The sequence below is a fragment of the Pseudomonas sp. PICF6 genome, from assembly GCF_009831705.1.
Taxonomy (GTDB): Bacteria; Pseudomonadota; Gammaproteobacteria; order Pseudomonadales; family Pseudomonadaceae; genus Aquipseudomonas; species Aquipseudomonas rhizophila.
Genome location: NZ_WUUD01000033.1, coordinates 32411 through 41187, shown reverse-complemented (window position 1 = coordinate 41187; position 8777 = coordinate 32411). Strand labels below are relative to the sequence as shown.

General features: G+C 60.8%; 8 protein-coding genes and 1 pseudogene. 3 read left to right on the top strand and 6 right to left on the bottom strand.

Features of this window, described 5'->3' with window-relative positions:
* From GSM73_RS27855 to GSM73_RS22940, 6 genes are all read right to left on the bottom strand, one after another.
* Nucleotides 1–350 (bottom strand): symmetrical bis(5'-nucleosyl)-tetraphosphatase (locus GSM73_RS27855; protein WP_256677082.1); only part of this gene is annotated, 350 nt, incomplete at its 3' end.
* Nucleotides 350–730 carry a Co2+/Mg2+ efflux protein ApaG gene (apaG, locus tag GSM73_RS22960; protein ID WP_047228072.1) on the bottom strand — a complete coding sequence of 127 codons (381 nt, stop codon included), beginning with the start codon at nt 728–730 and terminating at the stop codon, nt 350–352. The genes apaG and GSM73_RS27855, both read right to left, overlap by 1 nt.
* Nucleotides 731–838: 108 nt before the next feature.
* Nucleotides 839–1657, bottom strand: a complete 819-nt coding sequence (rsmA, locus tag GSM73_RS22955; protein WP_047228071.1) for a 16S rRNA (adenine(1518)-N(6)/adenine(1519)-N(6))-dimethyltransferase RsmA — start codon at nt 1655–1657, stop codon at nt 839–841.
* Nucleotides 1654–2643, bottom strand: a complete 990-nt coding sequence (gene pdxA, locus GSM73_RS22950; protein ID WP_160893922.1) for a 4-hydroxythreonine-4-phosphate dehydrogenase PdxA — start codon at nt 2641–2643, stop codon at nt 1654–1656. Before pdxA ends, rsmA begins: the two co-directional genes overlap by 4 nt.
* Entirely contained in the window at nt 2640–3956 is a 1317-nt protein-coding gene (surA, locus tag GSM73_RS22945) for a peptidylprolyl isomerase SurA (protein WP_155417177.1), read from the bottom strand. The genes pdxA and surA overlap by 4 nt, the downstream gene beginning before the upstream one ends.
* Nucleotides 3937–6738, bottom strand: coding sequence for an LPS-assembly protein LptD (locus GSM73_RS22940; protein ID WP_160893920.1), 2802 nt, complete (start codon nt 6736–6738; stop codon nt 3937–3939). The genes surA and GSM73_RS22940 overlap by 20 nt, the downstream gene beginning before the upstream one ends.
* A gap of 130 nt (nt 6739–6868) precedes the next feature.
* On the opposite strand from GSM73_RS22940, the gene GSM73_RS22935 reads away from it, so the two are divergent.
* The 3 genes and pseudogenes from GSM73_RS22935 to GSM73_RS27850 all read left to right on the top strand — a co-directional run.
* Nucleotides 6869–7894, top strand: a complete 1026-nt coding sequence (locus GSM73_RS22935; RefSeq protein ID WP_160893918.1) for an aminoglycoside phosphotransferase family protein — start codon at nt 6869–6871, stop codon at nt 7892–7894.
* Nucleotides 7891–8562: an N-acetylmuramate alpha-1-phosphate uridylyltransferase MurU gene (gene murU, locus GSM73_RS22930; protein ID WP_047228067.1), complete on the top strand. Its 672-nt coding sequence runs from the start codon at nt 7891–7893 to the stop codon at nt 8560–8562. The genes GSM73_RS22935 and murU overlap by 4 nt, the downstream gene beginning before the upstream one ends.
* A 1-nt stretch (nt 8563) precedes the next feature.
* Nucleotides 8564–8777: pseudogene (locus tag GSM73_RS27850) on the top strand (molecular chaperone DjlA); the annotation flags it as partial.

The window sequence follows — 8777 nt, the reverse complement described above, 5'->3', positions numbered from 1 at the left end:
GCCAGGTTGCGCTGCTCGTCGTAGTGCATGAGCTTTTGCAGGCGCAGCCATTCCAGCAGCTCGACGCAATCGGGAGCATCGAGGATCTCGCTCAAGGTATCGGATTTTTTCAGGCGCTCGATGTTCTGCCAGGCGGCCAGCAGGTGCAGGTCGTGATTACCGAGCACGCAGACCAGCGAATCGCGGATGTTGTAGAGAAAGCGCAAGGTCTCAAGCGATTGTGGGCCGCGATTGACCAGATCGCCCACCAGCCACAGCGTGTCTTTCTGTGGGTCGAAGGCGACCCGTTCCAGCAGGCATTTGAGCGGGTCCAGGCAACCTTGCAGATCGCCGACCGCATACGTCGCCATCAGTGCAGGGCTCCGGGTACCGCCAGGCGAAACGGCTTGATGATCGCGTCGAAACGCGTGCCGTCCTCCGCCAGCATCTGGTACGTGCCCTGCATGGTGCCGACCTTGGTCGTCATCACCGTCCCGCTGCTGTAGCTGTGGCTTTTTCCAGCGTCGATCAGCGGTTGCTGACCGACCACACCCTCGCCCCGCACGTGCTCAACATGACCATCGCCGTCGGTGATGACCCAGTGGCGTGATAGCAGGCGGGCTGGCAATGAGCCGTTGTTGCTCACGGTAATGGTATAGGCGAAGGCGAAACGGTTGTGCTCAGGTTGCGACTGTTCTGCCAGAAAGCGGGTGGCGACGCTGACGTCGACCTGATAACGAAGATCGGACATGCAAAAAGGCCTTAAAAGCGAAGCGGGACGCGGGCGTAGCTGAGAAGATCAGTCTAGGCCATGTATCGGGTAGTAGACCAGACGTCCCACCCGATAGCGATGAGCTTGTCAGATGGCGTCGGCTTTGGGCGTTACCTGTTCGCTGAGTTTGTCGGCCAGGCGCACGAACGCCGCCAGGTCCAATTGCTCGGGACGCAGGCTGCCGTCAACGCCGGCGGCTTCGATTTCGGCGCTGCTGAGCAATAGCTTCAGGGTGTTGCGCAGGGTTTTGCGACGCTGATTGAAAGCTTCGCGTACGACGCGCTCCAGCAGGCGATGATCCTTGGCCGGGTGCGGCAGGACGGCATGGGGTACCAGGCGGACGATGGCCGAGTCGACTTTGGGGGGCGGGTTGAATGCCCCAGGGCCTACGTTGAACAGATGTTCGACCCGGCAATGGTACTGAACCATGATCGACAGGCGACCCCAGTCACCGCCGCCAGGGCCAGCAGCGAGCCGTTCGACCACCTCTTTTTGCAACATGAAGTGCATGTCGCGGATCAGGCCAGCGTTGCTCAGCAGATGAAAGATCAGCGGCGTGGAGATGTTGTACGGCAGATTCCCCACCACCCGCAGGCTATTGGGCGCAGCCTCCAGGCTATTGAAGTCAAACTTCAGCGCGTCGCCCTGGTGCAGGTTGAAATTGCTCATGCCAGCGAACTGCTGGTTGAGGATCGGGATCAGATCCTTGTCCAGTTCCACCACATCCAGTTGCGCACCGCTGCCGAGCAGGCCTTCGGTCAGCGCGCCCTGGCCCGGGCCAATCTCCAGCAGGCGATCGTCGGGTTTGGCATTGATGGAGCGCAGGATGCGATCGATTACGCCAGCGTCATGCAGGAAGTTCTGGCCGAAGCGCTTACGCGCGCGGTGTTGGTATTGCTCGGTCATAAATGGGTCTCGGCCATCTGGTAGGCGGTTTCCAAGGCGACCTGCAGGCTGCCGGTATCGATCCTGCCACTGCCGGCCAGGTCCAGGGCGGTGCCATGGTCCACCGATGTGCGGATGATCGGCAGGCCCAGGGTTACGTTGACTGCCGCGCCGAAGCCTTTGTACTTCAGTACGGGCAGGCCCTGATCGTGGTACATCGCCAGCACCGCGTCGCAGTGCTCCAGATATTTGGGGGTGAACAGAGTGTCGGCAGGCAGCGGGCCACGCAGGTCCATGCCCTCGCTGCGCAAGCGCTCCAAGGTGGGTTCTATGGTGTCGATTTCTTCATGGCCCAGATGTCCGCCTTCACCGGCATGGGGGTTGAGCCCGCACACCAGGATACGGGGCCGGGCGATGCCGAACTTTTCCTGCAGGTCGGCGTGCAATATCCGCGTGACCCGCTCCAGGCGTTGCGGGGTGATGGCATCGGCGACGTCCCGCAAGGGCAGGTGCGTGGTCACCAGTGCCACGCGCAGGCCGCGGGTGGCGAGCATCATTACCACCTGCGTGGTGTGGGTCAGGTCCGCCAGGAACTCGGTATGCCCGGAAAAGGCAATCCCGGATTCGTTGATCACGCCCTTGTGCACCGGAGCGGTGATCATGCCGGCGAAACTCCCGTCCAGGCAGCCCTGGCCAGCGCGGGTCAGGGTTTGCAGGACGAATGCCGCGTTGGTCTTGTCCAGTTGCCCGGTAACCACCGGGGCGCCCAGTGGCGTATCCCAGACATACAGGCTGTTGGCGGGTGCCGGGACATCCGGCCAGGCTCCCGGTGTCACCAGCAGCAGGTCGACGACCACCCCCAGCTGCGCAGCCCGCTCGAGGAGCAGGTCGCGGCTGGTGATGGCTATCAGGGGATGTGGCTGGGGTTGCGAGGCGAGCAGCAGGCACAGGTCGGGACCGATGCCGGCAGGCTCGCCGGGTGTCAGCGCGAAACGCTTGGGTTTCACTGCGCTGCCTGGTCTGCACCAGGGAGTTTGATTTCGACGTAGGCTTCATCGCGAATCTGACGCAGCCAGGTTTGCAGCTCTTCGTCGTATTTGCGGTTGCGCAGCACGGTCATCGCCTGTTGTTCACGAGCCTGGGTGGTGCTGTCGGTGGCGCGGCGGCCGAGGACTTCCAGTACGTGCCAGCCATAAGGGCTCTTGAACGGCTTGGACAACTGGCCTTGTGGTGTCTCGGCCATCACCTGGCGGAACTCGGGCACCAGTGCGTTCGGGTCAACCCAGTTCAGGTCGCCGCCGTTGAGGGCTGAACCCGGGTCTTCCGAGAAGCTCTTGGCCAGCTCGGCGAAATCTTCACCCGCTTCGATGCGCTCATAAAGCTTTTGCGCCAGACGCTGGGTCTCGGCTTCGCTGCGGATCTCGCTTGGCTTGATCAGGATATGACGAACATGCACTTCGTCACGCACCTGAGCACCGCCACCGCGCTTTTCCAACAGCTTGAGGATAATGAAGCCGCCGGGCGTGCGGGCTGGTTGGGTGATGTCACCCACGGCCATGCTGCTCAGTTCGCGATCGAACGGAGGGGGCAATTGGGCGGCTTTGCGCCAGCCCATATCACCACCTTCCAGGGCGTTGTCACTGCCAGACCTGGCAATGGCCATCTGACCGAAGTCGGCGCCTTGCTTGAGCTGCTGGTAGATGTCCATCGCCTGGCGGTAAGCATTCTGGATGGCTTCGGAGTTGGCGCTTTCCGGGGTAGGAACCAGGATGTTCGCCAGGTGCAGTTCCTCGGAAAGCTGCATCTTGCCCAGATCGGAGGCGAGGAAGTTTTTCACTTCCTGCTCGGACACCTGGATGCGTTCGGCTACACGACGCTGGCGCACACGGCTGATGATCATCTCGCGGCGGATCTGATCGCGAGCGTCCTCGTAAGAGAGGCCGTCGCGAGCCAGGGCGGCGCGGAACTGATCGACGCTCATGTTGTTGCGCTGGGCAATGGTGCCGACGGCCTGGTTCAATTCTTCATCAGTGATGCGGATGCCCGAGCGTTCGCCAATCTGCAATTGCAGGTTTTCGACGATCAGGCGTTCGAGCACTTGTTGATCCAGTACGCCCGGAGGCGGCAGGCCACCACCGCGCTTGGCGATGGTCTGCTGCACTTCATGGACGCGCTGGTCCAACTGGCTTTGCATGACCACGTCGTTGTCGACGATAGCCACCACTTTGTCGATGGGCTGTACCGCGGCGTTGGCCGCGGTACCCAGGAACAGCGCGCCCAGCATCAGCGGGCGCAGACAATCAGAAAGCTTGGTCTTCACGTTCACGATAACCTTGGATGCCTTTGTCGAGGAAGCTCTCTACCTTGGCGCCGGTGAGGCCGCCGAGTCCCTTCAGGACAATTTGGAGGAAGATGCCATGGTCGCCCTTCTCGTTTTCCGGGGCGGCTTGAGTGAACTCTTCATAGTCGACCCAGTAACGGTTGATCAGGCGCAGTTTCCAGCAGCAATTGTCGTATTCGAAACCACCGAAGGCTTCCAGGGTACGGTTGCGGTTGTAGTCATACTGCCAGCGGCTGATGAGATTCCACTGCGGCACGACCGGCCAGATGACCGAGAAGTCGTGCTGCTGGATCTTGTAGTAGTCCTTCACGTAGCCCGGAGTGCCCGGAGTGCCATAGTCGCCACCACCCACGGACCATTGGCCAGTAGTCTGGTCGTAGCGCACCTGGTCGTTGCGGTAGCGGTAACCGGCGTTGATGACCTTGTTCGGGTTGTCTTCAGGCTGGTAGTGGAACATCGCGCTGCCCGAGCGGGGGCTGCGGGTGTCCGGGTCCCAGTTGTAGGTAGCCGTGGTTCGCCAATCGCGGTTCCAGCGGAATTCGTACTCCAGTGCATAAGGAGATACGTCTGACTTGGCATCTTCACGCGTGTTGAAGTCGATGCCTGGCAGTTGAACTTCGCGGTCCTTGAAGTAAAAGGCCTGGCCAACGCTGACACGCTGGCGCTCGAAACCGTTTTCCTGGATCCAGCGGCTGGTCACGCCCAGGGAGAGTTTGTTCTCGTCGCCGACACGGTCGGAGCCGGAGAAACGGTTGTCCCGGAACAGCGAGGAGTAGCTGAAGGTGGATTCGCCAGTGTCGAAAACCGGGATGTCGCTCTGATCTTTCTCCGGAACATAGAGGTAGAACAGGCGCGGCTCCAGGGTTTGACGGTAGTTACTGCCAAACCACTGGGTGTCCCGGTCGAAGTACAGACCGCTGTCGATGCTGGCGATTGGGACGCCGCGGCTCTGGCTGCCACTATAAGTACCCCGCAGGCGATCAGCCTCGGCAGACTGTGCGGCAATTTGCGACTTGCCCGTGCCATCCAGGTCCAGATCGTATTGGGTGTACTGGTATTTAAGCGACGGCTTGATGAAGCCATAGCTTGCTTCCATTGGTAGGCTCACAACCGGCGCCAGGTTCAGGCGATTGCCGTTAGCCCGTGCCAGGCCGCGAACGTTGGTGTCCAGCCATGCCTCGTCGGAGTTCCCGTCTTTATCAGTATAGTTACCGGTCCGCAAATCCCGATCAAACCGCACCAGTTCCGTCTTGTAGGCGAAATCCAGACCATACGGGTGCTGCGGCAGTTCGCCGTTGAAGGTGATCTGCGGCAGGCGGTTATACGGCGTGATCTTCGAAATCGTCGCCATCTGGTAAGCCTGGGCATTCACACGTGCAACGTAGTTGTCACCCCGATAGCTGACGGCGCCCTGCTGGTTTACATAGTCATTGGACTCGACACCAATCTGGTCGGACTCCAGATCCTGGAAGTAATAAGGGTCGCTGATCTTGGTGTAGTCGACTTCCGTCAGCACGCGCGAGTCGAGCCCGCCCTTGTGCTGCCAGTTGTACATGTAACGGGTCTTACTGTAGTCGGACTGCTTGCTACGTTCGTCCTCTTCATCGTTGAGGTACGCCGCACCGAACTGACCTTCGCTGGACTTGGTCAGGTAGCGGAATTCGCCTTCCATCAACAGGCCGCGCTTGCTCATGTAACGTGGGTACAACGTGGCATCGTAGTTGGGTGCCAGGTTGAAGTAATACGGGGTGACCAGCAAAAAGCCGGTATCGCTGCCGGTGCCGATGGTCGGCGGCAGGAAGCCGGACTGGCGGCGGTCATCGATCGGGAAATAGATGTACGGCGTATACAGGACCGGGAAGTCCTTGACCCGCAGCGTCACGTTGGTGGCAGTGCCGAAGCCGGTAGCCGGGTTCAGGGTGATGTTGTTGCCCTTGAGCGTCCAGGCGTTGCTGCCCGGCTCGCACGTGGTGTACGTACCGTCCTTGAGGCGGATGATCGCGTTTTCAGCACGCTTGGCGTACAGCGCGTTACCGCGGATGCGCGACTTGTGCATCACGTATTCGGCGTTGTCGACCTTGGCTTCGCCAGTGTCCAACTGCACATCGGCGTGGTCGCCGACGATGAGCGCACCGTTATCGCGAACGCGCACGTTGCCGCTCAGCTCGCCGCGGTTTTCAGCCTGGTACAGGTTGGCCTCGTCGGCCTCGACCTGCATGCTGCCTTGACGCATGACCACGTCGCCGGCCAGCGTTGCCACCTGCTCTTCCTGCTGGTAGCGCGATGCTTTGGCGCCAAGGAAGGTCGGAGCGTCGCTTTTGTCCGTCTTGTCATTCATGCCAGGACGAACGGGCTCGATATAGGCGCCGGCGCAATAAGGACCGGTTTCGGCCAATTGGGCAGGGGTGAGGTTCTCCCGTGGAACCCAGTCCAGGTGACTGTAGTCCGCACTGCGAGACTTCAGGCCGCGGCCTTTGGCTTCGGTGACGAGCACGGGCTTGTCGCCGGCTTCTTCGCCCGAGCTGCTGTCGGCCGGGGCCTCGCCGCTGGCGGAAACCGCACTGCCGTCATGCACCGGACGTGGCGGCAATGCAGCAGCCGGCGTCTTGGGCGAACAGTCCCAGGCACCCGAAGCGGAGACGGAGCAGTCATACTGCTCTGCCGCGACGACGAATGAAGAGGCCAAGGGTTGCAGGGCCAGCAGACTGCCGGTGACCAGCAACGGAAATTTTTTACGAAACGCGGGGGATTTCAATGCCATCTTATTAGTCCGGGCTTCCTGCGTGCCATCTGCCCGCGGTGTGGGCCGCACGCCTCTCGATGGTCTGAAAAAGATGCTGGATAATAAAGCATGACCCGCTTGACGGCTAGCGCCGTCGGAGACCCTTGCAATGCCTGACCAAGATGTACGCCTGCAACACCTGAAAGTTTGGCTCGATGAGCAGCTGCCGATCCTTTTTGTTCAGCAGGGCTGGGGCGCCGTACCCCCGGCCACGTTGACTGCGGCCAGCAGCGACGCGAGTTTTCGCCGTTATTTCCGCTGGGAAGGCGAGGGCCGCAGTTTGATCGTGATGGATGCGCCACCGCCCCAGGAAAACTGCAAACCCTTCGTGGACATTGCTTTTTTGCTGGCTAAATCCGGCATCAACGTGCCAAAAATTTATGCCGAAGACCTTGAGCGCGGTTTTCTTTTGCTCAATGACCTGGGCAATCAGACGTATCTGGATGTGATCGACGGCGACAATGCCGACCCATTATTCCGTGACGCCCTCCAGGCCCTGCTGGCTTTCCAGCAACTGCCGATGGTCGCGCCACTGCCCAGCTACGACGTCGCTTTGCTGCGTCGGGAACTGGAGCTGTTTCCTGAGTGGTACGTCAAGCATGAGCTGGGTATCGAATTCGATGCTGCTCAACAAACGCTCTGGCAGCAGGCCAGCGACCTGCTGATCAACAGCGCGCTGGCTCAGCCGAAAGTGCTGGTTCATCGCGACTACATGCCGCGCAACCTGATGCTCAGCGAACCGAACCCCGGCGTACTGGACTTTCAGGATGCGGTCTACGGCCCGGTGACCTATGACGTCACGTGTCTGTTCAAGGATGCCTTTCTCAGTTGGCCCGAGGAGCGCGTGCGTGGCTGGCTCGAGGATTACTGGCAGCAGGCCGGTGCGCTTGGCATCCCGGTCCAGCCGGACTTCGAGGATTTCCTGCGGGCCAGCGACCTGATGGGCGTGCAGCGCCATCTCAAGGTCATCGGGATTTTCGCGCGTATTTGCCACCGCGACGGCAAGCCGCGCTATCTGGGCGATGTGCCGCGCTTCTTTGCCTATATAGAAGCGGTCATTGCCCGTCGCCCTGAACTGGCGGAACTGGATCAGTTGCTCTCCAGCCTGCGTCAGTCGGCCGGAGCGACGGCATGAAAGCGATGATCCTGGCGGCGGGTAAAGGGGAGCGGATGCGGCCCTTGACCCTCACCACGCCCAAGCCGCTGGTTCGTGCCGGCGGCGTTCCCTTGATCGAATACCATCTGCGTGCCTTGGTTCGGGCCGGGTTCAAGGACATTGTGATCAATCACGCCTGGCTCGGTCAGCAAATCGAAGATTATCTAGGGGACGGTTCACGTTTTGGCGTGAGCATTCATTTCTCGCCCGAAGGTGAGCCGCTGGAAACCGGCGGTGGCATTTTCCGCGCCCTGCCGTTGTTGGGCGACGAGGCGTTCCTGGTGGTCAACGGCGACATCTGGACCGATTACGATTTCAGCGCCTTGCGCCGACCTCTGGACGGCTTGGCGCACCTGGTACTGGTGGATAATCCCGAACACCATCCGGGCGGCGATTTCCTCCTGGCCGACGGACAGATTCATGATGGCGGGGCGGCTGCCGACAAACTGACCTACAGCGGCATTGCCGTCTTGCATCCGCGGTTGTTCGAGGGTTGCCTGGACGGCGCGTTCAAACTCGCACCGCTGCTACGCAAGGCCATGGCCGAGGGCCAGGTCAGCGGCGAGCACCTGAAGGGACACTGGGTGGATGTGGGGACTCATGAACGTTTGGCGCAGGTTGAAACCTTGATAGAAGCGAGCCGTTGATATGTGGTGGCCAGGGACTCTGATTGGAGCCGGGGCGGGCTTTGCCATAGCCAGCATTCCGGGGGCCATGCTGGGAGCGTTATTAGGACAGGCGCTGGATCGGCGACTTAATCTGCAAGGCTGGGCGCAGCTGCGCGAGCGTTTGGGTGGCCGTCCGGCATTACGCAACGATGAGTTGCTGTTTGTATTGCTGGGCCGGCTGGCCAAGAGCGATG

What these genes read in the sequence shown, in the direction of transcription:
- apaG (WP_047228072.1), bottom strand. Translation starts at nt 730, where the DNA reads ATGTCCGATCTTCGTTATCAGGTCGACGTCAGCGTCGCCACCCGCTTT.
- rsmA (WP_047228071.1), bottom strand. Translation starts at nt 1,657, where the DNA reads ATGACCGAGCAATACCAACACCGCGCGCGTAAGCGCTTCGGCCAGAAC.
- GSM73_RS22940 (WP_160893920.1), bottom strand. Translation starts at nt 6,738, where the DNA reads ATGGCATTGAAATCCCCCGCGTTTCGTAAAAAATTTCCGTTGCTGGTC.
- GSM73_RS22935 (WP_160893918.1), top strand. Translation starts at nt 6,869, where the DNA reads ATGCCTGACCAAGATGTACGCCTGCAACACCTGAAAGTTTGGCTCGAT.
- murU (WP_047228067.1), top strand. Translation starts at nt 7,891, where the DNA reads ATGAAAGCGATGATCCTGGCGGCGGGTAAAGGGGAGCGGATGCGGCCC.